At 60.9% G+C, this 25,818-nt stretch carries 24 protein-coding genes; 8 read left to right on the top strand and 16 right to left on the bottom strand.

The features are described from left to right. Nucleotides 1-33 precede the first annotated feature (33 nt). Complete coding sequence (locus J5M57_RS12830) at nt 34-987, bottom strand: DMT family transporter (protein WP_207848090.1); 954 nt, start codon at nt 985-987, stop codon at nt 34-36. Nucleotides 988-1,197: 210 nt separating this feature from the next. Here J5M57_RS12830 and J5M57_RS12835 point away from each other — a divergent pair, with 210 nt between their 5' ends. Further along, a complete protein-coding gene (locus tag J5M57_RS12835; RefSeq protein WP_169842067.1) occupies nt 1,198-1,386 on the top strand; it encodes a DUF6316 family protein in 189 nt (62 codons plus the stop codon). 132 nt (nt 1,387-1,518) lie between these two features. Here J5M57_RS12835 and J5M57_RS12840 read toward each other — a convergent pair whose 3' ends face one another. Both J5M57_RS12840 and pap read right to left on the bottom strand, forming a co-directional pair. Beyond that, nucleotides 1,519-2,703 carry a thiolase family protein gene (locus tag J5M57_RS12840; protein ID WP_207848089.1) on the bottom strand — a complete coding sequence of 395 codons (1,185 nt, stop codon included), beginning with the start codon at nt 2,701-2,703 and terminating at the stop codon, nt 1,519-1,521. Nucleotides 2,704-2,806: 103 nt separating this feature from the next. Next, nucleotides 2,807-4,321, bottom strand: coding sequence for a polyphosphate:AMP phosphotransferase (gene pap, locus J5M57_RS12845; RefSeq protein WP_064588640.1), 1,515 nt, complete (start codon nt 4,319-4,321; stop codon nt 2,807-2,809). Nucleotides 4,322-4,676: 355 nt separating this feature from the next. Between pap and mnmC the strand changes: the two genes are divergently transcribed. The 5 genes from mnmC (at nt 4,677) to J5M57_RS12870 (ending at nt 12,064) form a co-directional block, all read left to right on the top strand. After that, the gene (gene mnmC / locus J5M57_RS12850; protein WP_207848088.1) at nt 4,677-6,656 is read left to right on the top strand and encodes a bifunctional tRNA (5-methylaminomethyl-2-thiouridine)(34)-methyltransferase MnmD/FAD-dependent 5-carboxymethylaminomethyl-2-thiouridine(34) oxidoreductase MnmC; all 1,980 of its coding nucleotides are present in this window, start codon (nt 4,677-4,679) and stop codon (nt 6,654-6,656) included. 149 nt (nt 6,657-6,805) lie between these two features. After that, on the top strand, nt 6,806-8,578 hold the full coding sequence (locus J5M57_RS12855) for an N-acetylglutaminylglutamine amidotransferase (protein ID WP_169842070.1): 1,773 nt from the start codon (nt 6,806-6,808) through the stop codon (nt 8,576-8,578). A 3-nt stretch (nt 8,579-8,581) separates the two neighbouring features. Next, nucleotides 8,582-10,330, top strand: a complete 1,749-nt coding sequence (ngg, locus tag J5M57_RS12860) for an N-acetylglutaminylglutamine synthetase (RefSeq protein ID WP_207848087.1) — start codon at nt 8,582-8,584, stop codon at nt 10,328-10,330. Nucleotides 10,331-10,443: 113 nt separating this feature from the next. Continuing rightward, nucleotides 10,444-11,634, top strand: coding sequence for an osmoprotectant NAGGN system M42 family peptidase (locus J5M57_RS12865; RefSeq protein ID WP_064588644.1), 1,191 nt, complete (start codon nt 10,444-10,446; stop codon nt 11,632-11,634). Nucleotides 11,635-11,836: 202 nt separating this feature from the next. Continuing rightward, nucleotides 11,837-12,064, top strand: coding sequence for a YheU family protein (locus tag J5M57_RS12870; RefSeq protein ID WP_003192759.1), 228 nt, complete (start codon nt 11,837-11,839; stop codon nt 12,062-12,064). Here J5M57_RS12870 and csrA read toward each other — a convergent pair. The 3 genes from csrA to J5M57_RS12885 form a co-directional block, all read right to left on the bottom strand. Next, nucleotides 12,061-12,246 (bottom strand): carbon storage regulator CsrA, encoded by a 186-nt coding sequence (gene csrA, locus J5M57_RS12875; RefSeq protein ID WP_007965653.1) that lies wholly within the window; start codon nt 12,244-12,246, stop codon nt 12,061-12,063. The two genes, J5M57_RS12870 and csrA, sit on opposite strands and share 4 nt — an antisense overlap. A 146-nt stretch (nt 12,247-12,392) precedes the next feature. After that, nucleotides 12,393-12,725: a YnfA family protein gene (locus J5M57_RS12880; RefSeq protein ID WP_003226957.1), complete on the bottom strand. Its 333-nt coding sequence runs from the start codon at nt 12,723-12,725 to the stop codon at nt 12,393-12,395. Nucleotides 12,726-12,788: 63 nt separating this feature from the next. Then, a complete protein-coding gene (locus J5M57_RS12885; protein WP_064588645.1) occupies nt 12,789-13,604 on the bottom strand; it encodes an SDR family oxidoreductase in 816 nt (271 codons plus the stop codon). Between the two features lie 323 nt (nt 13,605-13,927). On the opposite strand from J5M57_RS12885, the gene J5M57_RS12890 reads away from it, so the two are divergent. Continuing rightward, nucleotides 13,928-14,086, top strand: a complete 159-nt coding sequence (locus J5M57_RS12890; RefSeq protein WP_169432680.1) for a DUF3309 family protein — start codon at nt 13,928-13,930, stop codon at nt 14,084-14,086. A 56-nt stretch (nt 14,087-14,142) separates the two neighbouring features. Here J5M57_RS12890 and J5M57_RS12895 read toward each other — a convergent pair whose 3' ends face one another. The 10 genes from J5M57_RS12895 to J5M57_RS12940 all read right to left on the bottom strand — a co-directional run bounded on the left by J5M57_RS12895 (nt 14,143) and on the right by J5M57_RS12940 (nt 23,584). Continuing rightward, complete coding sequence (locus tag J5M57_RS12895) at nt 14,143-16,236, bottom strand: LTA synthase family protein (RefSeq protein ID WP_064588646.1); 2,094 nt, start codon at nt 16,234-16,236, stop codon at nt 14,143-14,145. 310 nt (nt 16,237-16,546) lie between these two features. Continuing rightward, a complete protein-coding gene (locus J5M57_RS12900) occupies nt 16,547-17,152 on the bottom strand; it encodes an START domain-containing protein (protein ID WP_207848086.1) in 606 nt (201 codons plus the stop codon). A 41-nt stretch (nt 17,153-17,193) separates the two neighbouring features. Next, complete coding sequence (locus J5M57_RS12905) at nt 17,194-17,448, bottom strand: YkgJ family cysteine cluster protein (protein WP_169842073.1); 255 nt, start codon at nt 17,446-17,448, stop codon at nt 17,194-17,196. A gap of 165 nt (nt 17,449-17,613) precedes the next feature. Beyond that, nucleotides 17,614-18,108, bottom strand: a complete 495-nt coding sequence (locus J5M57_RS12910; protein ID WP_207848085.1) for a translation initiation factor 2 — start codon at nt 18,106-18,108, stop codon at nt 17,614-17,616. Nucleotides 18,109-18,186: 78 nt separating this feature from the next. Further along, nucleotides 18,187-19,626: a PLP-dependent aminotransferase family protein gene (locus tag J5M57_RS12915; RefSeq protein WP_207848084.1), complete on the bottom strand. Its 1,440-nt coding sequence runs from the start codon at nt 19,624-19,626 to the stop codon at nt 18,187-18,189. A gap of 201 nt (nt 19,627-19,827) precedes the next feature. After that, nucleotides 19,828-20,640: an OmpA family protein gene (locus J5M57_RS12920; protein ID WP_207848083.1), complete on the bottom strand. Its 813-nt coding sequence runs from the start codon at nt 20,638-20,640 to the stop codon at nt 19,828-19,830. Further along, the gene (locus J5M57_RS12925) at nt 20,637-20,993 is read right to left on the bottom strand and encodes a DUF4398 domain-containing protein (RefSeq protein ID WP_169842076.1); all 357 of its coding nucleotides are present in this window, start codon (nt 20,991-20,993) and stop codon (nt 20,637-20,639) included. The genes J5M57_RS12920 and J5M57_RS12925 overlap by 4 nt, the downstream gene beginning before the upstream one ends. A gap of 9 nt (nt 20,994-21,002) precedes the next feature. Next, nucleotides 21,003-21,824, bottom strand: coding sequence for a transporter substrate-binding domain-containing protein (locus tag J5M57_RS12930; protein WP_169842077.1), 822 nt, complete (start codon nt 21,822-21,824; stop codon nt 21,003-21,005). Nucleotides 21,825-21,904: 80 nt separating this feature from the next. Beyond that, the gene (locus tag J5M57_RS12935; RefSeq protein ID WP_207848082.1) at nt 21,905-22,834 is read right to left on the bottom strand and encodes an FAD-binding protein; all 930 of its coding nucleotides are present in this window, start codon (nt 22,832-22,834) and stop codon (nt 21,905-21,907) included. Beyond that, the gene (locus J5M57_RS12940) at nt 22,835-23,584 is read right to left on the bottom strand and encodes an electron transfer flavoprotein subunit beta/FixA family protein (RefSeq protein ID WP_003226982.1); all 750 of its coding nucleotides are present in this window, start codon (nt 23,582-23,584) and stop codon (nt 22,835-22,837) included. 524 nt (nt 23,585-24,108) lie between these two features. Here J5M57_RS12940 and J5M57_RS12945 point away from each other — a divergent pair. Next, nucleotides 24,109-25,773 carry an electron transfer flavoprotein-ubiquinone oxidoreductase gene (locus J5M57_RS12945; protein ID WP_064588654.1) on the top strand — a complete coding sequence of 555 codons (1,665 nt, stop codon included), beginning with the start codon at nt 24,109-24,111 and terminating at the stop codon, nt 25,771-25,773. The last annotated feature ends 45 nt before the right edge of the window (nt 25,774-25,818 follow it).

The raw sequence follows: 25,818 nt of genomic DNA on the forward strand, positions 1-25,818 counted from the left end.
TAGGAGCTGCCGCAGGCTGCGATCTTTTGCTTTTCAGGCCATTCGCATCCGCCGCGCCTTCAGCCCGGCCATCAACGACGGCCCCAACGCCACCAGCGCCGACCCCAATACCACCAGGACCGCCCCGCCGTAGCCCAGACCATTGATCTGCTCGGCGTGCACATACTCGGGCCACATCCACGCCGCCAGCGCCACCGCCGCAAAGGTCACCAACGGCGTGATCGCCAACGTCGCACTGACCCGCGATGCCTCCCAATGCGCCAGCGCCTCGGCGAAGGCGCCGTAGGCAATCAGCGTGTTCATGCAGCACGCCAGCAGCAGCCAGCCCTGCAACGGGCTCAACGCCAGCGCTTCGAGCGGATGCACCCATGGCGTCAGCAACACGGCGCAGAACAGGTAGATCACCATCATCACCTGCAGCGAATTCCACACCGTGAGCAATTGCTTCTGGCCCAGCGCGTAGAAAGTCCAGACCGTCGACGCCAACAGCACCAGCAACACACCGGCGGTGTAGTCCGACAATGAAGTAAGCAATTCGGCCAGGCGCTGATTGAAGAACAACACAAACCCGATCAACAGCACCGCCAGGCCAATGCCCTGACCGATGCTGAAACGCTCCTTGAACACAAACAGGCTGGCGATCAGCAACATGATCGGTCCCATCTGCACCACCAGTTGCGCGGTGCCGGGGCTGAGCAGATTGAGGCCCATCAGGTACAGCACGTAGTTGCCCACCAGCCCGAGCACCGCCATCAGCACCAGCCAGCCGCCCTTGGGCCCGAGCTGCTTGCGACTCGGCAGGCGCCGGGTGGCCGCCAGATAAATGAACAGGCAACCGCCGGAGACCAACAGGCGAAACCACGTCACGGTGATCGGGTCCATCACCTGCAATACCTGTTTGAGCTTGATCGGCAAAATGCCCCACAGAAAAGCGGTCAGCAGCGCCAGGAATAGACCGTAAACCCAGCGACCGGATGAAATGTGCATGCGAACCCCAATGCCTGCTGACAAGAGCAGTCATTCTAGGCCCGCACGCAGGTGCAACACAGGGACAGTTCGGGCCAGGCCGCTAATGAAACTGTGCAGGTCGCAGCATTAAATTGACGGATCACCGTTGATCGCCTGGCCGGGCGCGCCAAGTGCTTCAGGCATAAGCTCATTGGATCCCTTTCAGCGCATCACTCAAGGAGGCCGATCATGTACGGAATGCGCGCCCAGGACAGCGCCCCCGCTACGCACTTTCGCAGCGACCGGTTGTGTCGGGTCAATGGCGAACTGTTTTTCTGTACGCGGGAGAACACGCTTGAGGGGCCGTTCGACAGTCCAGAGAAAGCCGAGCAGCAGATAAAAGCGTATATCGCGCGGATGCAGGCGCAGACAGCGTAAACCGGTGGCGAGGGAGCTTGCTCCCGCTGGGGCGCGAAGCGGCCCTCGCTTCAGGCTTTACCGGGAAAATCCAGGTCTGCTCCGCAGCCCAGTGGGAGCAAGCTCCCTCGCCACAAGGATTGTGTCGGCCCGTCAGCGCACCGCCTCAAACAACCCCGTCGCCCCCATCCCGCCGCCCACACACATGGTCACAATGCCGTAGCGCAGATTGCGCCGCTGCAACTCGCGCACCAGATGCCCGACCTGCCGCGAACCGGTCATGCCGAACGGGTGGCCGATGGAAATCGAGCCGCCGTTGACGTTGTACTTTTCGTTATCGATCTCCAGCCGATCGCGGGCGTACAGGCATTGCGAAGCAAACGCCTCGTTGAGTTCCCACAAATCAATGTCCGCCACCTGCAAGCCCTTGGCCTTGAGCAATTTCGGTACCGAGAACACCGGGCCGATGCCCATCTCGTCCGGCTCGCAACCGGCCACGGTGAAACCACGGAAAAACGCCTTGGGTTTGAGCCCCAGTTGCAGGGCTTTTTCCAGGCTCATCACCAGGGTCATCGACGCACCGTCAGACAGTTGCGACGAATTGCCGGCCGTCACCGAGCCGTCCTCGGCAAACACCGGCTTCAAGCCGGCGAGGCTTTCATAGGTGGTGTCCGGGCGGTTGCAGTCGTCGTGATCGACGCTGCCGTCGAGAATCTGCACCTCACCGCTGTTTTTGTCCTCGACCCGGTACTTGACCGCCATCGGCACGATTTCATCATTGAACAGGCCGGCAGCCTGCGCCTGGGCGGTGCGCAACTGGCTTTGCAGTGCGTAACGATCCTGCGCCTCACGGCTGACGTGGTAACGGCGCGCCACCACTTCGGCAGTCTGGCCCATCGTGTAATAGATGCCCGGCACCTGCTGCTTGAGCAGCGGATTGATCAGGTGATCGGTGTTGACGCTTTTCAGGGTCAGGCTGATCGACTCGACGCCACCGGCAACGATGATGTCGCTGCAACCCGACGCGATCTGGTTGGCGGCAATCGCAATCGCCTGCAACCCCGAGGAACAGAAGCGATTGAGGGTCATGCCCGCCACGCCAGTGCCCAGGCGCGAGAGCACCGCTACGTTGCGGCCGATGTTGTAGCCCTGCGCGCCTTCGTTGGAGCCGGCGCCGACAATGCAATCCTCGACGCTGGCCGGGTCGATGTCGTTGCGCGACAGCAGCGCGTTGACGCAATGGGCTGCCATGTCGTCCGGACGGGTCTGGTTGAACTTGCCGCGAAAGGACTTGGCCAAGCCGGTCCGCACGCTGTCGACGATCACCACTTCACGCATGGCATACCTCAATTGTTGTTGTCGGAAGAGAGTGAACCGAGCATAAGTCCACCCCGCCGCCGACCGCGACAATCATTCACCCCGCGTATGCGCCTCCATCGGCTCAGTCCTTGTGCTTTTTCGCATGCTTGTCGGACTTCTTGAACGCCTCTTCGAGCGCGCGGTTGATCGTGCGCAGCACCTTGACCCGCGCCCAGCGCTTGTCATTGGCCTCGACCAGCGTCCACGGCGAAATCTCGGTGCTGGTGCGGTCGACCATGTCGCCCACGGCCGCGCGATAGGCGTCCCACTTGTCGCGGTTGCGCCAGTCGTCTTCGGTGATCTTGAAGCGCTTGAACGGAATCTGCTCCCGGGCCTGGAACCGCTCCATCTGCGTGTCCTTGTCGATCGCCAGCCAGAACTTGACGACGATGACTCCGGCGTCGGCGATCTGCTCTTCGAAGTCATTGATCTCGCTGTACGCGCGCAGCCAGTCGGCCGGGCTGCAAAAGCCCTCGACCCGCTCCACCAGCACCCGGCCATACCAAGAGCGGTCGAACACGGTGAACTTGCCGCGCGCCGGCAGGTGTCGCCAGAAGCGCCACAAGTACGGCTGCGCGCGCTCTTCTTCGGTCGGCGCGGCAATCGGCACGATGCTGTACTGACGCGGATCGAGCGCCGCCGCCACCCGGCGAATCGCCCCGCCCTTGCCCGCCGCATCATTGCCTTCGAACACCGCCACCAAGGCGTGGCGGCGCATGCGTTTGTCACGCATCAACCCGGACAAGCGCGCCTGCTCGGTGATCAGTTGTTCTTCGTAGTCTTTCTTGTCCAGCTGCTGGTTCAGGTCGAGGCTGTCGAGCAGGTTCAGTTGATCGACAGCGGTGCCCAGGGGAGCGGCGTTGACTTCCTCGGTCTGCACCTGTGGACGCTTCAGCGCGTTTTGCAGGCCTTCGAGCAGGATCTTGCCGACCGCCAGGCTGCGGTAATTGGCGTCCATGCCTTCGATGATATGCCACGGCGCGTAGTCGCGGCTGGTGCGGCGCAACACGCGCTCGCCGTACTTGACGAACTTGTCGTAGGTCTGCGACTGCTGCCAGTCCAGCGGGCTGATGCGCCAGCTGTGCAGCGGATCGTCGGCCAGTGCCTTGAGGCGCGCCTTCATCTGTTTCTTGGACAGGTGAAACCAGAACTTGAAGATCAGCGCACCTTCGTCGCACAACATCTTTTCCAGGCGCTCGGCGGCGTTGATCGCCTGATCCAGACGCGGATCCTTGAATAAACCGTGGACCCGCCCCTGAAGCATCTGGCTGTACCAGTTGCCAAAGAACACGCCCATCCGCCCCTTGGCCGGGAGCATCCGCCAGTAACGCCAGGCCGGTGGCCGCGCCAGTTCTTCGTCGGTCTGCTGATCGAAGGTGCGCACCTCGATCAGGCGCGGGTCCATCCACTCGTTGAGCAACTTGACGGTTTCGCCCTTGCCGGCGCCTTCGATGCCGTTGATCAAAATGATCACCGGGAAACGCTTCTGCTGCTGCAACTCGAACTGCGCTTCCAGCAATGCTTCACGCAGCGCCGGCACAGCCTCGTCGTAAGTCTCTTTGTCGATGGCGTGACCGATTTCAGCGGATTCAAACATGGGGACGGCTCCTTCCAGGATTCAGCAAGACTAGCGGATTGGGCATGGCGATGGAGGGGAAATTCCCCCACGAAGTTGAGTTAAATGAATGAAAACCTGTGGCGAGGGAGCTTGCTCCCGCTCGGCTGCGCAGCAGACGCAAGACCTGCAACCACGGTCCTCCAGACAAATTGCGGTCGCAGGTTTCGGGGCTGCTGCGCACCCCAGCGGGAGCAAGCTCCCTCGCCACAAAGAAACCCGCCTTTCGTCTCAAATCATCGATTGTCTTCGAGACTGCACAACCAAGCCTTGCCATGGATCAAGCACCCTCCCCGCGATCAGCTAGAATGGCCGCCTTGTCGTTGCCGAGCCTGCCATGAAACCTGTATTGCCCCACGCCCAACTCGACTGGGATGACCAGGGACGCCCGCGTTCGCGGGTGTTCGATGATGTGTATTTTTCCGACCAGTCGGGGCTGGACGAGACCCGCTACGTGTTCCTCGAACAGAACCGTCTGGCCGAGCGCTTTGCCGCGCTGCCGGCGCACGGGCGACTGGTGATCGGCGAAACCGGGTTCGGCACCGGGCTGAATTTTCTCTGCGCCTGGCAGTTGTTCGAGCAGCACGCGGTGGCCGGCGCACGGCTGCATTTCGTCAGCGTCGAAAAGTACCCGCTGAGTCCGGCGGATCTGCAACGGGCGCTGGCCTTGTGGCCGGAGCTCAAGCCGCTGGCCGATCAGTTGCTGACACAATACGTGGCGATCCATAAGGGCTTTCAGCGGATCATTCTCGGCAATGGCCGGGTGACGTTGACGCTGCTGATCGGCGATGCACTGGAGCAGTTGCCGCAACTCGATGCGCAGATCGACGCGTGGTTTCTCGACGGTTTCGCCCCTGCGAAGAACCCGGACATGTGGACCGCCGAACTGTTCGTCGAACTCGCGCGACTGGCCGCGCCCGGCTCGACCATCAGCACCTTTACCAGCACTGGCTGGGTGCGGCGCTTGCTCAATGCCGCCGGGTTCAAGATGAAGCGCACGCCGGGCATCGGCCACAAGTGGGAAATCCTGCGTGGCGCGTTTCTCGGCTGGCCGCAGGACGTCGCGCCCCCGCTGCCGGACAAACCGTGGTTCGCCCGCCCTGCCCCGCTGAGCGGTGAGCGGCGGGCGCTGGTGATCGGCGCCGGGCTGGCCGGCTGTGCGACCGCTGCCAGTCTCGCCGCGCGCGGCTGGCAAGTCAGTCTGCTGGAGCGTCACGAGGCCGTGGCGCAGGAGGCGTCGGGCAATCCGCAGGGCGTGCTGTACCTGAAGTTGTCGGCCCACGGCACGGCGTTGTCACAACTGATCGTCAGCGGCTTCGGCTACACCCGCCGGCTGCTGGAAACCCTGCAACGCGGCACGGACTGGGACGATTGCGGCGTGCTGCAATTGGCCTTCAATGCCAAGGAAGCCGAGCGTCAGGCGCAACTGGCAGCAGCATTCCCGGAAGACTTGGTGCACTGGCTCGATCAGCCGCAAGCCGAAACGCAGGCCGGGATCGGACTGAGCCACGGCGGCTTGTACTACCCCGAAGGCGGCTGGGTGCATCCGCCAGCGCTGTGCCAGATGCAAGCCGCACAACCGAACATCGAATTGCTCAAGCATCACCATGCGCTGGAACTGCGCCAGGTCGAGGGTCAGTGGCAGGCCCTCGACGGCGAGCGCCTGCTCGCCAGCGCCCCGGTGGTGGTGTTGGCCGGCGCCGCGGAGATCAAACGCTTTGCGCAAAGTGCCGAGCTGCCGCTCAAACGCATTCGCGGGCAGATCACGCGCCTGGCGCAAACCGCCGAGAGTCAGGCACTGACCACCGTGGTCTGTGCCGAAGGTTATGTGGCGCCGGCACGCCTTGGCGAGCACACCCTCGGCGCCAGCTTCGACTTCAACAGCGACGACCTGACCCCGACCACTGCCGAACACTTGGGCAATCTGGCGATGCTCGAAGAGATCTCCAGCGATCTGGTCGCGCGCCTGCACATCAACGAACTGCCGGCGGAAACACTGGAGGGACGCGCCGCGTTCCGCTGCACCAGTCCCGATTATCTGCCGATCGTCGGCCCCCTCGCCGACCGCGCAGCCTTCACTCAGGCCTACGCGGCGTTGAGCAAGGATGCGCGACAAGTGCCAGACATCGCCTGCCCGTGGCTCGACGGTCTGTACGTCAACAGTGGTCATGGCTCACGGGGGCTGATCACCGCGCCGCTGTCCGGCGAACTGCTTGCGGCATGGCTGGACAACGAGCCGCTGCCACTGCCCAGAAGCGTCGCCGAGGCCTGTCACCCCAACCGTTTCGCGCTGCGCCAGTTGATTCGCGGCAAGTGAAAAATCGCGACTGGCCGCTGGTCAGTCGCCCCCTCTTATAACTCATCGTTCTAAAACTCCCACATCTGCAGCGGGTCAGTTTCTGAGTACCGGCCATTTTGGTCGAACTCGGAATCAACCCTCCCCAACGGAAAAACCGGTAAGGACTTATGTGCGGATTAGCTGGCGAGTTACGTTTTGATCATCAACCTGCAGACCTTGCAGCCGTTGAGCGAATCACCCATCACCTGGCCCCTCGCGGCCCCGACGCGTGGGGCTTCCATGCCCAAGGGCCGATTGCCCTGGGCCATCGTCGCCTGAAAATCATGGACCTGTCGGACGGCTCGGCGCAGCCGATGATCGACAGCCAACTCGGCTTGTCCCTGGCCTTCAACGGCGCGATCTACAACTTCCCGGAACTGCGCGCCGAACTCGAAGCGCTCGGTTACGCCTTCTATTCCGGTGGCGACACCGAAGTGCTGCTCAAGGGCTACCACGCCTGGGGCGAAGCGCTGCTGCCAAAGCTCAACGGCATGTTTGCCTTTGCCATCTGGGAGCGCGATGCCCAGCGCCTGTTCATCGCTCGCGACCGTCTCGGCGTGAAGCCGCTGTACCTGTCGCGCACCGGCCAGCGCCTGCGCTTTGCCTCGGCCCTGCCGGCGCTGCTCAAGGGTGGCGACATCAACCCGATCCTCGATCCGGTGGCGCTCAATCACTACCTGAATTTCCACGCGGTAGTGCCCGCGCCACGCACCTTGCTCGCTGGCATCGAAAAGCTGCCGCCAGCGAGCTGGATACGCGTTGAAGCCGATGGCCGCACCGAGCAGAAAACCTGGTGGACCCTGCCTTACGGCCCACACGACGACGAGAAAAACCTGACCCTCGAAGACTGGCGTGACCGCGTGCTCGACAGCACCCGCGAAGCCGTGGCGATCCGTCAACGGGCGGCGGTGGATGTCGGCGTGCTGCTGTCCGGCGGTGTCGATTCGAGCATGCTCGTCGGCCTGTTGCGCGAAGTCGGCGTGGAAAACCTGTCGACCTTTTCCATCGGTTTCCAGGATGCCGGCGGCGAGCGTGGCGATGAATTCCAGTATTCGGATCTGATCGCCAAACACTACGGCACCCAACACCATCAATTGCGCATCGACGAAAAAGAGATCATCGAGCAACTGCCCGCTGCATTCCGCGCGATGAGCGAGCCGATGGTCAGCCACGACTGCATCGCGTTCTATCTGTTGTCCCGCGAAGTGGCCAAGCACTGCAAAGTGGTGCAAAGCGGCCAGGGCGCGGACGAGTTGTTTGCCGGTTATCACTGGTACCCGCAAGTCGATGGTGCGGCCGATCCGTATGCGGCCTATCGCGCGGCGTTCTTCGACCGCAGCTACGACGACTACGCCGCCACCGTGCAACCGAAATGGCTGACCGCCAATGACGCGGCCGGCGACTTCGTGAAGGAACATTTCGCTCAACCCGGTGCTGATGCAGCGGTCGACAAAGCCCTGCGTCTGGACAGCACGGTGATGCTGGTGGACGACCCGGTCAAACGCGTCGACAACATGACCATGGCCTGGGGCCTGGAAGCACGCACGCCGTTTCTCGACTATCGCCTGGTGGAACTCTCGGCGCGGATCCCCGGCCAGTTCAAGCTGCCCGACGGCGGCAAACAGGTGCTGAAAGAAGCGGCACGCCTGGTCATTCCAAGTGAAGTGATCGACCGCAAGAAAGGCTACTTCCCGGTCCCAGGCCTGAAGCACTTGCAAGGCGACACCTTGAACTGGGTACGCGAACTGCTGCTGGATCCGAGCCAGGATCGCGGCCTGTTCAACCCGGCCATGCTCGACAAACTGCTGACCGATCCGCAAGGCCAACTGACGCCGTTGCGCGGTTCGAAACTGTGGCAACTGGCGGCCCTGAACCTGTGGCTCAGTGAACAAGGAATCTGATCGATGAAACCTCACGCCACGGCTATCAGCCAACGCCTGTTGCGCGGTCAGACACCGTCGTATGAACGCTTGCAGGCGCGCCTGGCCGAAGACGGCAGCAAACTCGGCGCCGAGCCGATCGCCGTGCATTGCGGCTGGGGCCGGTTGCTCATCGGTCACACCTTTCCTGACCCGGCGACGCTGGCCCAGGAACTGCTCAACGAGCAGCCCGGCGAGCGCGATATCGCCCTGTACGTCGCCGCGCCGCAACAGATTCTCGGTCTGGAACCGACACAATTGTTTCTCGACCCGTCCGACACCCTGCGCCTGTGGTTCAGCGATTACCGCCCGGCCACCCGCGTGTTTCGCGGTTTCCGCATCCGCCGGGCGCAGAGCGAAGCGGACTGGCAGGCGATCAATCTGCTGTATCAGGCGCGCGGCATGCTGCCGATCGATGCCTCGCGGCTGACCCCGCATCATCAGGGCGGCCCGGTGTACTGGCTGGCTGAAGATGAAGACAGCGGCGCGGTGATCGGCAGCGTCATGGGCCTCAATCACCAGAAAGCCTTCAACGACCCGGAACACGGCAGCAGCCTGTGGTGCCTGGCGGTGGATCCGCAATGTTCGCGGCCCGGTGTCGGCGAAGTGCTGGTGCGGCACCTGGTCGAGCATTTCATGAGCCGCGGCTTGAGCTATCTGGACCTGTCGGTGCTGCACGACAACCGCCAGGCCAAGAACCTCTACGCCAAGCTCGGTTTCCGCAACCTGTCGACGTTCGCCATCAAGCGCAAGAACGGCATCAACCAGACGCTGTTTCTGGGTCCTGGGCCGGAAGCCAACTTCAATCCTTATGCGCGGATCATCGTCGAGGAAGCGCATCGGCGCGGCATCGATGTGCAAGTGGACGATGCCGAAGCCGGGTTGTTCACCCTCAGCCATGGCGGGCGCCGGGTGCGTTGCCGCGAATCGCTGAGCGACCTTACCAGCGCGATCAGCATGAGCCTGTGCCAGGACAAAAGCCTGACCCACAAAGTGTTGAAAGCCGCCGGCCTGCAGTTGCCTTCGCAGCAACTGGCGGGCAATGCCGACGACAACCTGGCGTTTCTCGACGAGCATCAACGGGTGGTGGTCAAGCCACTCGACGGTGAACAGGGCCAGGGCGTGGCGGTGGATTTGCAGAGCATCGAAGAGTTGCAGCAAGCCATCGAGTCCGCCAAGCGTTTTGACAGCCGCGTGTTGCTCGAAAGCTTCCACGAAGGGCTGGACCTGCGAATTCTGGTGATCGGTTTTGAAGTGGTGGCGGCGGCGATTCGCCGTCCGGCCGAAGTGGTCGGTGACGGGCACCATTCGATTGGTGCGCTGATCGAGGCCCAGAGCCGCCGTCGGCAAGCGGCCACCAGTGGCGAGAGCAAGATCCCGCTGGACCACGAAACCCAGCGCACCCTGCACGCGGTCGGTTATGACTACAGCAGCATCCTGCCGGCCGGCGAGCATCTGTTCGTGCGCCGCACGGCCAATCTGCACACCGGTGGCACGCTGGAAGATGTCACCGCGATTCTGCATCCGACCCTGGTCGATGCCGCCGTGCGTGCGGCGCGGGCGCTGGACATTCCGATGGTCGGCCTCGACCTGATGGTGCCGGCGGCCGATCAACCGGAGTACGTGTTCATCGAAGCCAACGAACGCGCGGGACTCGCCAACCACGAACCGCAGCCGACGGCGGAGCGCTTTGTCGATTTGCTGTTTCCGCACAGTCAGCCGGCGGTTTCTTGATCATGTAGAGCCTGAACCGGCCCCATCGCTGGCAAGCCAGCGATGAGGCCATGACAGGCAACACAAATCCCCTCATCGAAACCATCGATGTGCTCAACCCATCAGGAGTTTCCATGACCACACAAATCCCCGAACCGGATCTGAACTACCTGCAGAAAGTCCTCCTGGAAATGCTCGCCATTCCCAGCCCTACCGGGTTCACCGATACCATCGTGCGCTACGTTGCCGAGCGTCTGGAAGAACTCGGCATCCCCTTCGAGATGACCCGGCGCGGCACGATCCGCGCCACCCTCAAGGGCAAGAAAAACAGCCCTGACCGCGCCGTCTCCGCGCACCTCGACACCATTGGCGCCGCCGTGCGCGCAGTGAAAGATAACGGGCGCCTGACCTTGGCCCCGGTCGGCTGCTGGTCGAGCCGGTTTGCCGAGGGTAGCCGCGTCAGCCTGTTCACCGACAACGGCGTGATTCGCGGCAGCGTGCTGCCATTGATGGCGTCCGGGCACGCGTTCAACACCGCCGTGGATGAGATGCCGATCAGTTGGGACCACGTCGAACTGCGTCTGGATGCCTACTGCGCAACCAAGGCCGATTGCGACTCGCTGGGCATCAGCGTCGGCGACGTGGTGGCCTTCGACCCGCTGCCGGAATTCACCGAAAGCGGCCACATCAGCGCCCGACACCTTGATGACAAGGCCGGGGTTGCGGCGCTGCTCGCCGCGCTCAAAGCCATCGTCGAGAGCGGTCAGGAATTGATGATCGACTGTCACCCGCTGTTCACCATCACCGAAGAAACCGGCAGTGGCGCAGCGGCGGCCTTGCCGTGGGATGTCAGCGAATTCGTCGGCATCGACATTGCGCCGGTCGCTCCGGGCCAACACTCCAGCGAGCATGCCGTGAGCGTGGCCATGCAGGATTCCGGCGGGCCTTACGACTATCACCTGTCGCGTCATTTGTTGCGCCTGGCCGGTGACAACGAACTGCCGGTGCGCCGCGACCTGTTTCGCTATTACTTCAGCGATGCGCATTCGGCGGTCACCGCCGGGCACGACATCCGTACCGCCCTGCTGGCCTTCGGTTGCGACGCCACCCACGGCTACGAGCGCACACACATCGACAGCCTGGCGGCGCTCAGTCGCCTGCTCGGGGCGTACATCCTGAGCCCGCCAGTGTTCGCCAGCGATGCCGCGCCAGCCAATGCGTCGCTCGATCGCTTCAGTCACCAGATCGAGCATGAGACGCAGATGGAGAGCGATACCCGGGTGCCGTCGGTGGACAGTCTGGTGGGGCAGCGTTCCGACAGCTGATCCGGGCTTCCCTGGTGGCTGGACTGGCCCCATCGCTGGCAAGCCAGCTCCCACAGTTTTCGGGGTGGATCAGTTGTTTGCGTACACCATCAAACCCTGTGGGAGCGGGCTTGCCAGCGATAGGGCCGATACTGCCCACACAAAACTGGCAGCCAGCCACCAATCGCCGTAGCATCCCGCCATTGATTTAGCCGAGGTGCCCATGCTGATTCCCTACGACGCTCTTGAAGTCGACACCCTCACCCGCCTGATCGAGGATTTCGTCACCCGCGACGGCACCGACAACGGTGATGACACGCCGCTGGAAACCCGCGTGCTGCGCGTGCGTCAGGCGCTGACCAAAGGCCAGGCGCTGATCGTGTTCGACCCGGAAAGCGAGCAATGCCAGCTGATGCTCAAACACGATGTGCCCAAGCATCTGTTCGACTAGCGGACTTTCTCGCTGATCTGTTTGCGCTGGATCCGCTCGTAGACTTCGGAACGGTGCACATTGACCTTCTGCGGCGCCTCGACACCAAAGCGCACACTGGATCCGTTGACCGACAAAACGCGCACGGAAATGTCGTCACCGATGGAAATCAACTCGCCCACAACACGGCTGAGTACAAGCATGGAGTTCGTCCTTCAGGGTTAGCCAGCCCTGAAGATGCGCGGTAGACGCCCGCTCGACAATGCGTGGCGAGCAATTCAGTCTTGCCCTACACCCGCAAGCGCTGCGCCCTTCAGACATTTCCCGCAAATCGCTAAACAGTCTCGCCTCAAGCGGCGGAAAAACGTGGCCCGAACAGAATCACGCTAGCGCCGATCACGCACAGCGCCACGCCGATCCAGTCCGAACCCAGCGGGCGCACCCGCTCGACCACCGCCAGCCAGCCGATCGACGCGACAATGTAGATTCCGCCATACGCGGCATAGGCGCGACCGGCATAAGCCGCTTCGACGCGGGTCAGCAATAGGGCGAAGAGGGTCAGGCTGAGCAGCGCCGGGATCACCCACAAGGCACTTTTGCCCTGGCGCAGCCACATGAAAAAAGCGAAACAACCGGCGATTTCAAACAACGCCGCAAGGAAGAACCACAAGTAATTGAGCATTGATGCGTCTCGACAGGGTGACCATGGCGGCCACCCTAACGAGGCGACACCCGGCGGGCAAGTTCAACCGTTGGCGGGTTTGGCCTTGGCGCGCATTTTATCGGCCATGGTGGTCATTTCGTTGTAGATCAGTTGCGGGTTCTTCTGCTTGATCGCCCAGGCCATGCGCCCCTGTTCGTGCGGCAGGATCATGAACTCGCCGGCGGCCACGTGCTGATAGATGTAGTCGGCGATGTCGGCGGCGCTGATCGGCGAACTTTCCAGCAACTTGCCGACCTGCGCTTTCATCGCCGGCGTCGGGCCACGGAACGAATCGAGCAAGTTGGTCTGGAAGAACGATGGGCAGACCACATGCACCCCGACTTCTTGCTGCGCAAGTTCCACCAACAGGCTTTCGGACAAGGCCACCACCCCGGCCTTCGCCACGTTGTAATTGCTCATGGCCGGACCTTGCATCAACGCCGCCATCGAGGCGATGTTGATGATCTTGCCTTTGCTCTGCTCCAGCAGCGGCAGGAACGCCTTGCAGCCCTTGACCACGCCCATCAGGTTGATTGCGATCTGCCAGTCCCAATCCTCCAGCGACAGTTCGCTGAAGAAGCCGCCGGACGCCACACCCGCGTTGTTGACGATGATATCGATACCGCCCAGCTTTACTTCGCAGGCCTGGGCCAACGCGGTGAGCTGGCTGTAGTCGCGCACATCGCAGCGCTGGGTGAACCCGTCGCCACCGGCTTCGCGCACGAGTTTCAGGGTTTCCTGCAGGCCGGGCTCGCTGACGTCGGACAAGGCCAGTTGCCAGCCTTCACGCGCCCAGCGCAGTGCGATTTCGCGACCTAAACCTGAGCCCGCGCCCGTGATCATCATGCGATTTTGCATAGCAGACAGCCTTGTTGTTCCGTAGGAGATGCGCGGAGTGTAGCGAAGGATCTTTCACACCCCACGCTCCATCAGAATGCTGAATACAGGATCAAAAGATCGCAGCGTTCGGCAGCGTCTACACACATTTTCTTCAGGTACTGGAGCAGGCTGCGATCTTTTTGTCCTGGCTTCAAAGGAAATAAGCCTGCGATCTAAATACATTAAAAAAACATTGAATTTTCTTTGATTCACACCAGTCGGAATTTGTAAGCCGTCTGGAATTAGTTAGTCGCCAGTCGCCCCTGAACATCAAGACTTCTCGAACACTATCAACAAGGAAAATCGACATGGGCACAATTCTTATCATTATCCTGATCCTGTTGCTGATCGGTGGTCTGCCGGTCTTCCCGCACTCCAGAAGTTGGGGTTATGGTCCGTCGGGCATTATCGGTGTGGTCTTGGTGGTGCTGTTGGTTCTGCTGTTGCTTGGCAGGATATAAAACCCCAAGACAAAAAAAAGAGGCCCTGAGGGCCTCTTTTTTTGTCCAGCGGATTATCAGTCCGGTTTGCCGTTGATCACACCGGCGGTGTTGTCCATCAGACTCTTGGTCGCGGTTTGCAGGAACGCTTCGAGCTTGAGTTTCAATTCAGCGGTACGCGGTGCGTCCGGAATGATCTCGGCAGAAGGGTTCGCGCCCAGTTGGTACTGATACATTTTCGGCGCCATTTCCTTCTCTTTCGGCAGCACCAGAATCTGGTCAGCAGTGACGATGGCCGTGGTCTGCTCGCTGCCCGACGGCTTGATCACACCGAAACCGGTGTCGCCGGCCGGCAGGTTGAGCAGATCGCGACCCCAGCACTGGTGACGCACTTCACCACCCAGACGCCCCATGATGGTCGGCACGATGTCGATCTGGGTGCCGACGGTGTGGTCACGGGTACCGAACTTCTCCTGGATGCCCGGTGCGATCATCAGCATCGGCACGTTGAAGCGGCCCAGGTCCATTTCGGTGATCTGACGCTCGTTGCCGAAACCGTGGTCGCCGACGATGACGAACAGGGTTTCCTTGAAGTACGGCTCTTTGCGCGCCTTCTCGAAGAACTGACCCAGGGCCCAGTCGGCGTAACGCATGGCGGTCAGGTGTTCGTTGAGCGTGCCGCGATCAGTCACGCGCTCGACCGGCAATGGCGTCGGCAAGGCGTACGGTGTGTGGTTGGACAGGGTTTGCAGCAGCGCGTAGAACGGCTTGCCGTTTTCCCGCGCCTTCAGCTCCACCAGACCACGGTCGAACATGTCCTGGTCGGACACGCCCCAGGTCGGATCGGAAAACACCGGGTTGACGAAGTCGTTACGACCTACAAAGTTGGTCATGCCCTGGTTGCTGAAGAAGCCCGACTGGTTGTCCCAGGCGAAGTCACCGTTGTAGACGTAGACGTCGTCATACTTGCGCGCGCTGAGCAGCTGCGGCAGGCCGGAGAGCTTGTGGCTGCCTTCCGGGGTCTGCATCAGGTATTCGAAACCCGGCAGGTTCGGGAAGCAGGCCATGGTCGCAAACATGCCCTGGTGGGTGTGCGTGCCGTTGGAGAAGAAGCGGTCGAACAACAGGCCTTCCTTCGACAGCTTGTCGAGGTACGGCGTGATGTTGCCCGGTGCGCCCAAAGCGCCCACCGAGTGACCGGCCATGCTTTCCATCAGGATCACGACCACGTTCTTGATCGGCAGGGTCTTGTCGGCCGGTGGCGTGTAGTCACGACGCACGGCGGCGATGTCGGCATCGACCAGTTTGTCGTCCGGCATCACCAGCATCTCGCGCACCACTTTCTGCGCCTGTTCCTGCGGCAGGGTGGCTTTCCAGATGTTGTTGCGATCCTCGCCCATGCGGTCCTTGGCGGCCGCGATCAGCGACAGCGTACCGTTGAGGCCGAGCTGGTTGGCGAAGTTCGATTCGGTGGTGTACACGTCACCCCAGCGCAGCGGCGGGCCCTGACGCAGGGTGCCACGGGCCGCCACGACGCAGATCAGCAGGCAGACCACGAACACCGCCAGACGGGTGTACCACGGCGCCACCTGACGGGTGCCGACGTTGCCACCGCTGAACGGGCCACGTGGACGGGTCGCACGATCGGCGCCCTTGAAGGCCAGGGTCAGGATCACCGTGCCGACGGCCCACGCCAACAGATAGCGCACCACCGGGAAACCGTACCAGAGCATGCTCATCACGGTTTTCGGATCTTCTTTCACGTACTGGAACACCAGGCCGTTGAGGCGCTGGTGAAACTCGCGGTAGAAGTCCATCTCCATCAGGCCGAGGAACAGCGCGATGCTGGACACCACGGTCAGCCACAGCCGGAAGAAGCCGCGCGCCGCCATAGCACGGGCACTGAACAGTGCCAACAGCAGCGGAACGCAGACGTAGACCACCAGGCGCAGGTCGAAACGCAGGCCGTTGGCGAAGGCTTCGAGGAAGGTCGAAGCCGGGGTATCGAGGATCATCTCGCGGTTGTAGACCAGCAGCGCGAGGCGCAGCACGGAAAACATCACCATCATGACCAGGGCACACAACAGGGTGTAGGCCAGATGCGATTTGACGGTCGGTTGCAGCAGGCGAGTGGAAGATCGCTGCTGATTCAGGGCGTCCGGGTTTGCCATGTCGTTTTAGGACCCATTGGAAGTTGAAGTTGCAAAATACAGCGGCGCCATGCCCTCTATTGGCCATTCCAGGCCCCGGGGCGTGCGCGGTGCGCAAATGTTGCCCGATCAACGACAGCATTGCCATTGATTACTGCCCCACTGTCCGACTCTTTCATACAGGCAGCCGTAAGGGGACGAAGTGAATTGCGCGGGCGAATTGTCTGGAACGCTTTGTGAAAATTTCGTGCAACGCATATCTGGAAACACAATATAACGACAAAACAAAAACGCCCCGAATCGATCGGGGCGTTTTGCTGTAAGCGCGGGATTACTTCTCGGCGCGCTCTTTCAGAGCTTTGAGGGTTTTGAACGGTGCATCGACCACAAACTTGTTGGCGACCATAGCCGGCACGCTGCCGCCTGGTTCGGTGTGCACCTGATAGGTCACTTCGACCTGATCACCTTTCGGCACGAACTTCCAGAAGCCTTTGACCTGAGTGACACGGACAAAGCCTTTTTCTTCCGGAATGTACTTCGGCAAGCCTTCGAGGTTGCGCGTCAGGCTGCCATCAGCGCCTTCGACGGTGGTGATGTGCAGCACCGAATCACGCGAAGTGACGGGCCACGGCGTGTTGAACTGAGTGTAGGTCCAGCTCTGATCGCCCTCGTGTTTGAGCAACTTCTGGGTCTTGCACTCGTAGATCCAGGCGCAGGCACCGGACACGTCTTCCTGCAAGGCGCGCAGTTTGGCAACGGTGGTTTTCATCAGGGCAACCCCCTGATAGGACTTGTAGTCCGAACCCGGCACTTCGGCCAGCGAGACCTTGATACCGTCTTCATTTTTGGCGACTTTCCAGTCTTCGGCCTGAGCAACCGAAGTAGCCAGCACGGCCGTCAAACCACACAACACAGCGATACGATGCAGCGAACCCATAGTTTTATTCCTTATTGTTGAAGTTCCGTTCGTTTGACACATCACGCCGCCGTCATCTGCTCCCACCAGCCGATCAACCTGATCGCTTCTTCCGAGCTGCTGCCACAGACTTCGACATCGGCGGCAAATCCTGAACAGACCGCTGGACGTTCCGGCTGGCCGAAAATGCTGCACAGGTTTTCGACCGACAGCTGCACGCAACGTTCGCCGGCAGGTTTGCCGTGGGGCATGCCCGGAATGGCAGAACTGATGGAAGGGGCAATGCAGCAAGCGCCACAGCCTTCACGGCATTTCATGACGGGCAAGTCCTCGCGACGGGCAATGTGTTTAAGAGACACGGACAGAGTAACCGCTAAAACGGTTGTTTCAAATTCCCTGAAGCGGGGTTTTCATCGATAACTGAATGTGACTGACCAGTCTCCGACAAAGCGTCTGGTCTGCGGGTCACGGATCGATTGATTTTACTGCTTGAACTCGAAATCCAGCGCGGCGCCTTCAATATCGCGGCGCTCTTCGTTGCGCAGCTGCAACTGCATTTCGTTGCTGAGCAGGCGACCGTTGAGCTGGAAACCGCTGTCCTTCTCGCCAAACATCTGCGGCAGGATCGCGTCGTGTTTGGGCATCGGCACGGTACCGGCCGGTTTGAGTTGCTGGACCATGTCCTTGGGCAGACTCAGATCGAGCTTGGCCGGCGGCAGTTTGGTCTTCACCACCTCACTGGCCGGTTTCGACTTGGAAGCGACTGGAGGCCGTTTCTTCACCGAGGCGGCTTTCTTCTGCGGGGATTTCTTATCCTGAGCTTGCTTGCCGGCAACGGTTTTCTGGCTGACGGTCGCCTTGCTCGCGGGTGCGGACGCTGCGGGTTTTTCCTGAACGGCGGCTGCCATGACTCCGGGCGCGTGGCCCATCGTCAATACACAAAGCACAAACCAGGCAGCAGGAAAAATCGCTTTCATGAACCCAACAACACTGACGGCAGAGAGCCATATGCTCGCCTGTTGAGCGTCACAAGACAAGCACGACGCGCCGCTCGTTCAGAAACCGCCCGCAGTTTCCTGACACAGTTGCGTCGCCAGCAAACCGAGTGTCATCAGCGCCCTTTCCGCCTCGCGATTCCACGGCGTGCCGCAATTGAGGCGGATACAGTGGTTGAACTGCTCGGTATTACTGAAGATCAGACCCGGCGCGATGCTGATGCCCTGCTGCAATGCCCGCACGTGCAATTCCTGGGTATTGACCCTGCCCGGCAGACTCACCCAGAGGATGAAACCGCCCGTGGGCCGGGTCATTTGCGTGCCTTCGGGGAAGTACTGCTGCACTGCCAGCTGGAACGCGCTGAGGTTTTTTCGGTATTCCTGGCGGATGTACCGTAAATGCCGGTCATAACCGCCATTTTCCAGATAAGCGGCAATCGCCATTTGCGTCACGCTGCACGCCGAATGCGTGGTGAACGTCTGCAGACGCTGGATTTCCTGCTGATACTTGCCGGCAATCATCCAGCCGACCCGCACGCCCGGCGACAACGTCTTGGAGAAGCTCGAACAGTAGATCACCCGATCCAGCCGGTCGTAGGCCTTCAGGGCTTTGGTGCGGCCCTGTTCGAACATCAACTCGCCGTAGATGTCATCCTCGACAATCTGGATGTCGAAGTCCGAGGCCAGGCGCAACAATTGTTTCTGCCGCTCTTCCGGCATGGTGCCGCCCAGTGGATTGCTCAGGCGCGTGGTCAGGACCAAGGCCTTGATCGACCATTGGTTGGCCGCCAGTTGCAGGGCTTCGAGGCTCATGCCGGTGGCCGGATCGCTGGGAATCTCGATGACTTTAAGGCCCAGCAGATCGGCCAGTTGCAGCAAGCCGTAATAGGTCGGTGATTCGGCGGCGATCAGATCGCCCGGACGGGTCAGCACGCGCAACGACATCTGCAATGCATCGACGCAACCGTGGGTGATCACCACTTCTGAAGGATCGACCACCACCCCGGCGTCGCGCATGCGGATTGCCACTTGCCGGCGCAACGGTTCGAAACCTGGGCTGAACATGTAGCTGAACGCGCGCGGGCTATGGAATCGGGTGACTTTGGCCAATTGCTGATGCAACGCACGCACCGGCAAATACTCGACGCTCGGCACCGCGGCGCCCAAGGGGAATACCCCTTCGCGACGGGATTCGACCAACACTTGCTGAATGATGCTGGAGCGGGTGACCAGACCCGGCCGTTCGACCCGGGCGATATCAGGCGTCGGAGCCGTCAGTGCGGGGGTCTGGTGCACGTAGTAACCGGACTGCGGCCGTGCGCGGATCAGGCCCTGATCTTCGAGATTGGCGTAAGCCTGCAACACCGTTGCATGGCTGACGTTGAGCTGCGAACTCATCTTGCGCACCGATGGCACACGTTCCCCGGGCTGATAGACGCCACGGCGGATGTCCTCGGCCAGTTGCTGAGCAATACGCTGGTAGAGCAAGAGATTGGTCATGACGCAGTACTCGATTTCACGGGCGTTTTATTCTTGTGTGAAACAATACCGGAACAGTTTAGAAGTGTACTGGGACAGTTGCCACTTTAGTCAACCATACAGTGCTGTGTCAGCCACAACTGTATGGATTTGCGCACCCTTCGACAGACGTAAAAAAGCCCGGCGCTGCATGACAGCCCGGGCTTTCCAGAGACGCAGCCCTCAGCGGGCGGCGCCGAGCTGGCCTTTTTCGTCGGAGAACACAATTTCCACCCGACGGTTCTGTGCCCGCCCACGCTCGGAGGCGTTGGCGTCCACCGGGTACTCGTCGCCGTAGCCTTCGACCTGAATCCGCTTGTCTTCGATGCCCAGGTCCATCAGCACATCGGCCACCGCTTGCGCGCGATCACGCGACAGCTTGAGGTTTTCCTGCTTGCCACCGGTGCTGTCGGTGTAACCCTCAATCCGCACCACGCGTTTCGGATTGAGCTGCAGGAACTGCACGATCTTCAACACCACGCGGTTGGCGGAGTTCTTCAGTTCCGCTTCGCCGGTGTCGAACAACACGTCGCCGAGGGTCATGACCAGACCGCGATCGGTTTGCGTGGTGGCCAGCGCGACGATCTGCTCTTCGAGCCACTTGCCCTGCTGCTGCACGCTCAGCAGTTTGGACTCGCGCAGGGCCAGTTGCAGGCGCTGGCGTTCCAGCTCGAGCCTCGCCGCGCGCTCTTCGTTGAGCACCAGGTTGGTGTGTTCGCGGGCGATTTCGCTGTAGCGCTGACTCAGGTAGGCATAATGCGCCACGTCCCAACCGCTGCCCCAATAGGTCGACAGGCGATCGGCACGGGCCAGCGATTCCCCGGCGCGAATCACGTCCTTGGGCGCGATGCGCAGCACGTTGGAATCTTCCTTGACCTTCTGAAAGTCGCTGCTGGCCTGCTGCAAGGCGGCTTCGCTGTGTTGGCCGGCGCAACCGTAGAGGCTCGCGCAACCAGCGAGAATCAGTCCGCCGAGGACTTTTGACTGGAGGCTCATTGGGCATCTCCCAGTTGCTTGCGCAGACGGATGATGCGGGTGTTCAGCACATTCAATTGCTCTTCGCTCTTTTGCGTCAGCACTTTGGCTTCGGCCAGGCGCGCATCCAGTTCGGCCTGCTCGGAACGCATGCGCGCGTTCTTGAATGACTCGTCGGCCATGTTGCCCTTGGCCCGGTTGAACTTGTCTTCGGCCAGTTTCATTTCCGGCATGTCATCAGCCGTCGCACCGACGGCCTTGGCCTGGGCGATGGCCTGCTCGGTCAGACGCATTTGTTCATTGGGTGCCGGATCATTGGCGCAGCCGGCCAAGGCCAGAACGGCCATGGCCGCGAAAAGAGGTCGAATACTCACTAAGAATCCCTACTGTTTTGGGGCACTGACAGATGGCTGCGGCTGTTGCTGCTGCGCCTTCCAGCGCTCGATATTGCGTTGCAGCGCGGCTTCGGTCAGTCCGGACGCGGGCAATTCTGTCATCTTTTTAGCGAGCTGTCCGCGCAACCACGGATCGTTGCAGGCGGAGTTGTGCGAAACCGCGAGGAACAGGCCCGGCCGGTCGATCGGTTGCTCGAAGGCCAGCAGATCATTGGCCATGCCCAGTGCCTGCGCGGCCGCCATGCCCGAGTAGCGGCCGGCGAGTACATATTCCACCTCGCCCAGCAGCAATTTCTGAAAGGCCTGGGTGATGTTTGCTGTCCGCGTCAGGGTCAGATTCTGCTCGGCAAAAGTGCCGAATTCGTGGGTCATGCGAGACTTTTCCGACAGCCCGCCGGTGTGTCCGTGCAGGTCCTTTGCTTCGCTGTAGACCAGTGTCGAGCCTTTGCGCGTCCACACCAGGTAGTCGTTTTCCAGCAACGGCGGATAGATGTAGTCGAGGTTTTCCAGCTCGTTGAACATCAGCGGCGTGTCGGCGAGCATGTCCATGCGCCCGCTGCGCACCTCATCGAGGGCCTGCGCGCGTTTGCCGGCGTAAAGCAGCTCGACCTTGATGCCGAGGTCCTTGGCCACTTGTTGCAACAGGTCGGCACTGGCGCCGATCAGCTGTTTGGGATTCTGCGGGTCCTGCCACAGGTACGGCGGTGCATCCGGGCTGCCGGTGACGACCAGGCGCTCGCATTTGCCGGCGGCCGCAGCCATCCCCGGCAAGAGGATCAATCCCAATAACAACCTGCGGCGCAGATCCATGGCAAAACACTCCCACTCAAATCCGAGACAAAAAAAAGCCCGACCAGAAGGCCGGGCTCTTTATAAGTGAAGCCGCCGGATTAGACCAGCTTCTCCAGCTCAGGGACTGCTTCGAACAGATCCGCCACCAGACCGTAGTCGGCCACCTGGAAGATCGGCGCTTCTTCGTCCTTGTTGATCGCAACGATCACTTTGGAGTCTTTCATGCCGGCCAGGTGCTGGATCGCGCCGGAGATACCGACGGCGATGTACAGCTGTGGTGCAACGATCTTGCCGGTCTGACCGACCTGCATGTCGTTGGGTACGAAACCTGCGTCGACCGCGGCGCGCGAAGCGCCGACAGCAGCGCCCAGCTTGTCGGCCAGGGCGTACAGGTGTTTGAAGTTGTCGCCGTTCTGCATGCCGCGGCCGCCGGAAACGACGATCTTGGCAGCGGTCAGTTCAGGACGATCGGACTTGGCCAGCTCTTCGCTGACGAAGCTCGAAATGCCGGCGTCGTGCGCAGCAGCAACCGCTTCAACAGCAGCCGCCCCCCCTTCAGCAGCAACCGGGTCGAAACCGGTGGCACGTACGGTGATCACCTTGATCGCGGCGGTCGATTGCACGGTGGCAATCGCGTTACCGGCGTAGATCGGACGCTTGAAGGTGTCAGCGCTTTCGACCGAGATGATCTCGGAGATCTGGTCAACGTCCAGCGCAGCAGCAACGCGCGGCAGGATGTTTTTGCCGTTGGACGTAGCGGCAGCCAGGATGTGGCTGTAACCCTTGCCCAGCTCAGCGACCAGTGGAGCAACGTTTTCCGGCAACTGATGCGCGTAAGCGGCATTGTCAGCGTTGAGGACTTTGCTCACGCCAGCGATTTTCGCCGCAGCTTCAGCCACGGCGCCAGCGCCCTGACCTGCAACCAGTACGTGAATGTCGCCGCCGATTTTCGCAGCCGCAGCCACGGTGTTCAGCGTGGCCGGGGCCAGCACTTTGTTGTCGTGTTCAGCAATAACCAAGATAGTCATTTAGATTACCTTCGCTTCGTTTTTCAGTTTCTCGACCAGTTCAGCCACCGACTTGACCTTGATGCCTGCGCTGCGTGCAGCCGGCGCTTCGACTTTCAGGGTCTTGTTGGTGGAGGCGGTGGAAACGCCCAAAGCGTCCGGAGTCAGCACTTCGAGAGGCTTCTTCTTGGCTTTCATGATGTTTGGCAGGGACGCGTAGCGCGGCTCGTTCAAACGCAGGTCGGTGGTGACGATGGCCGGCAGTTTCAAGGAAACGGTCTGCGCGCCGCCGTCGATTTCGCGGGTCACGGCAACGCTGTCGCCGGAAACTTCGACTTTCGAGGCGAAAGTGCCCTGACCGTAACCGCTCAGTGCAGCGAGCATCTGGCCGGTCTGGTTGTTGTCGCTGTCGATGGCCTGTTTGCCAAGGATCACCAGCTGAGGCTGTTCCTTGTCGACCACGGCCTTGAGCAGCTTGGCCACGGCCAGGGAAGTCAGGTCTTCAGCGGATTCGACGAGGATGGCGCGGTCGGCACCCAGAGCCAGTGCGGTACGCAGCTGTTCCTGAGCGGTGGACGGGCCGATGGAGACGACGACGATTTCAGTCGCAACACCTTTCTCTTTCAGGCGTACGGCTTCTTCCACTGCGATTTCGCAGAACGGGTTCATCGACATCTTGACGTTGGCGAGGTCTACGCCGGAATTGTCCGCCTTGACGCGGACCTTGACGTTGTAATCCACAACGCGTTTGACAGCTACAAGAACCTTCATGGATTCCTCGTTACTCTCCGGTGAAAAGAAAGTCGCCTAGGCGAACCTGGCGGATGATGCTCATCGGGCACAAGGGCACCTCTAAAAACGCCGGCTGGGGGCGATGACCGTTCGTCAGTGGTGACCAACAAGTCATAGCTCTGCACGGTGTGTAAACTGCGCGCCGGACCTGCGCTGCGCATCACCTTCAACTGCCTGTGCCCTGTCTTTAGAGGTGCTCTTGAAACCGCCAGTCTGCCTACGGCGAGCGCAAAACCGCCCGTATCTTGACCGGAACGCCTATTCCGGTCAATACGGCAAAATGGCCGTTCATAAGCCGCGCTTCTTTGATTTCTCTGGGCTGGAGCCGATTCAAACAAACGTTTGTATTGGACGCTCAGAGTGGTGTAGATATAATGCGCCGCCCAGAGAGAAAGGTGGCTTTTCCTTTATCCCCCTTGACGTTAACGTAAAGGCATAACGGAAGCGACATCAAACCTCCAAATTAGAAAAAAAACTGTTGAGCCTTGAGTAGGAGATAGCCTGTGGAACGCGAATACATGGAATTCGACGTGGTCATCGTCGGTGCCGGCCCCGCTGGCCTGTCCGCCGCCTGCCGTCTGAAGCAGAAGGCCGCCGAAGCCGGTAAGGAAATCAGCGTCTGCGTGGTCGAAAAAGGCTCCGAAGTCGGCGCACACATCCTTTCCGGTGCCGTGTTCGAACCACGCGCTCTGAACGAACTGTTCCCGGACTGGAAAGAACTCGGCGCCCCGCTGAACACCCCGGTCACCCGCGACGATATTTTCGTCCTGAAAAACGCCGACAGCGCGCAGAAAATTCCAGATTTCTTTGTGCCCAAGACCATGCACAACGAAGGCAACTACATTATTTCCCTGGGCAACCTGTGCCGCTGGCTGGCGCAACAGGCCGAAAATCTCGGCGTGGAAATCTACCCGGGCTTCGCCGCTCAGGAAGCGCTGATCGACGAAAACGGCATCGTGCGCGGGATCATCACCGGTGATCTGGGCGTCGACCGTGAAGGTCATCCGAAAGAAGGCCTGTACACCCCGGGCATGGAACTGCGTGGCAAGTACACGCTGTTCGCCGAAGGTTGCCGTGGCCACATCGGCAAGCAACTGATCAAGCGCTACAACCTCGACAGCGATGCCGACGCCCAGCACTACGGCATCGGCCTGAAAGAAATCTGGGAAATCGACCCGGCCAAACATCAGCCTGGCCTGGTGGTGCACACTGCCGGCTGGCCGCTGGACATCATGGGCACCGAAAACACCGGTGGCTCGTTCCTCTATCACCTGGAAAACAATCAGGTGGTGGTCGGTCTGATCGTTGACCTGTCCTACAGCAACACCTACCTGTCGCCGTTCGACGAATTCCAGCGCCTCAAGCATCACCCAGTGCTGGCCCAGTACCTGGAAGGCGGCAAGCGCGTCAGCTACGGCGCCCGCGCAATCTGCAAAGGTGGCCTGAACTCGCTGCCGAAAATGGTCTTCAAGGGCGGCGCGCTGATCGGTTGCGACCTCGGCACCCTGAACTTCGCCAAGATCAAGGGCAGCCACACTGCGATGAAGTCCGGCATGCTCGCCGCTGAGTCGGTGGCTGACGCACTGTTCGCTGAAAAGGACGGTACCGAAGAACTGACCACCTACGTGGACGCGTTCAAGAAGAGCTGGCTCTACGACGAACTGTTCGCCAGCCGCAACTTCGGCCCGGCGATCCACAAGTTCGGCGCGATCGTCGGCGGCGGTTTCAACTGGCTGGACCAGAACATCTTCGGCGGCAAACTGCCGTTCACCCTGCACGACACCAAGCCGGATTACGCTTGCCTGAAGCTGGCGGCCGACTGCAAGAAGATCGACTATCCGAAGCCGGACGGCAAACTCAGCTTCGACAAACTGAGCTCGGTGTTCATCTCCGGTACCAACCACGAAGAAGAGCAGCCGTGCCACTTGAAGCTGACCGACCCGAGCATCCCGATCAGCAAGAACCTGCCGCTGTACGACGAACCGGCGCAGCGCTACTGCCCGGCCGGCGTCTACGAAGTGATTACCAAGGAAGACGGCGAGAAGCGCTTCCAGATCAACGCCCAGAACTGCGTGCACTGCAAGACCTGTGACATCAAGGACCCTTCGCAGAACATCACCTGGGTCACGCCGGAAGGCGCCGGCGGCCCGACTTACCCGAACATGTAAGGCGTATCGCTGAACAACGAGGCTCCCGAATTGGGGGCCTTTTTG

The sequence above is a fragment of the Pseudomonas sp. 86_A genome, assembly GCF_017491705.1.
Taxonomy (GTDB): Bacteria; Pseudomonadota; Gammaproteobacteria; order Pseudomonadales; family Pseudomonadaceae; genus Aquipseudomonas; species Aquipseudomonas koreensis.

What these genes read in the sequence shown, in the direction of transcription:
- J5M57_RS12830 (WP_207848090.1), bottom strand. Translation starts at nt 987, where the DNA reads ATGCACATTTCATCCGGTCGCTGGGTTTACGGTCTATTCCTGGCGCTG.
- J5M57_RS12835 (WP_169842067.1), top strand. Translation starts at nt 1,198, where the DNA reads ATGTACGGAATGCGCGCCCAGGACAGCGCCCCCGCTACGCACTTTCGC.
- J5M57_RS12840 (WP_207848089.1), bottom strand. Translation starts at nt 2,703, where the DNA reads ATGCGTGAAGTGGTGATCGTCGACAGCGTGCGGACCGGCTTGGCCAAG.
- pap (WP_064588640.1), bottom strand. Translation starts at nt 4,321, where the DNA reads ATGTTTGAATCCGCTGAAATCGGTCACGCCATCGACAAAGAGACTTAC.
- mnmC (WP_207848088.1), top strand. Translation starts at nt 4,677, where the DNA reads ATGAAACCTGTATTGCCCCACGCCCAACTCGACTGGGATGACCAGGGA.
- J5M57_RS12855 (WP_169842070.1), top strand. Translation starts at nt 6,806, where the DNA reads ATGTGCGGATTAGCTGGCGAGTTACGTTTTGATCATCAACCTGCAGAC.
- ngg (WP_207848087.1), top strand. Translation starts at nt 8,582, where the DNA reads ATGAAACCTCACGCCACGGCTATCAGCCAACGCCTGTTGCGCGGTCAG.
- J5M57_RS12865 (WP_064588644.1), top strand. Translation starts at nt 10,444, where the DNA reads ATGACCACACAAATCCCCGAACCGGATCTGAACTACCTGCAGAAAGTC.
- J5M57_RS12870 (WP_003192759.1), top strand. Translation starts at nt 11,837, where the DNA reads ATGCTGATTCCCTACGACGCTCTTGAAGTCGACACCCTCACCCGCCTG.
- csrA (WP_007965653.1), bottom strand. Translation starts at nt 12,246, where the DNA reads ATGCTTGTACTCAGCCGTGTTGTGGGCGAGTTGATTTCCATCGGTGAC.
- J5M57_RS12880 (WP_003226957.1), bottom strand. Translation starts at nt 12,725, where the DNA reads ATGCTCAATTACTTGTGGTTCTTCCTTGCGGCGTTGTTTGAAATCGCC.
- J5M57_RS12885 (WP_064588645.1), bottom strand. Translation starts at nt 13,604, where the DNA reads ATGCAAAATCGCATGATGATCACGGGCGCGGGCTCAGGTTTAGGTCGC.
- J5M57_RS12895 (WP_064588646.1), bottom strand. Translation starts at nt 16,236, where the DNA reads ATGGCAAACCCGGACGCCCTGAATCAGCAGCGATCTTCCACTCGCCTG.
- J5M57_RS12900 (WP_207848086.1), bottom strand. Translation starts at nt 17,152, where the DNA reads ATGGGTTCGCTGCATCGTATCGCTGTGTTGTGTGGTTTGACGGCCGTG.
- J5M57_RS12905 (WP_169842073.1), bottom strand. Translation starts at nt 17,448, where the DNA reads ATGAAATGCCGTGAAGGCTGTGGCGCTTGCTGCATTGCCCCTTCCATC.
- J5M57_RS12910 (WP_207848085.1), bottom strand. Translation starts at nt 18,108, where the DNA reads ATGAAAGCGATTTTTCCTGCTGCCTGGTTTGTGCTTTGTGTATTGACG.
- J5M57_RS12915 (WP_207848084.1), bottom strand. Translation starts at nt 19,626, where the DNA reads ATGACCAATCTCTTGCTCTACCAGCGTATTGCTCAGCAACTGGCCGAG.
- J5M57_RS12920 (WP_207848083.1), bottom strand. Translation starts at nt 20,640, where the DNA reads ATGAGCCTCCAGTCAAAAGTCCTCGGCGGACTGATTCTCGCTGGTTGC.
- J5M57_RS12930 (WP_169842077.1), bottom strand. Translation starts at nt 21,824, where the DNA reads ATGGATCTGCGCCGCAGGTTGTTATTGGGATTGATCCTCTTGCCGGGG.
- J5M57_RS12935 (WP_207848082.1), bottom strand. Translation starts at nt 22,834, where the DNA reads ATGACTATCTTGGTTATTGCTGAACACGACAACAAAGTGCTGGCCCCG.
- J5M57_RS12940 (WP_003226982.1), bottom strand. Translation starts at nt 23,584, where the DNA reads ATGAAGGTTCTTGTAGCTGTCAAACGCGTTGTGGATTACAACGTCAAG.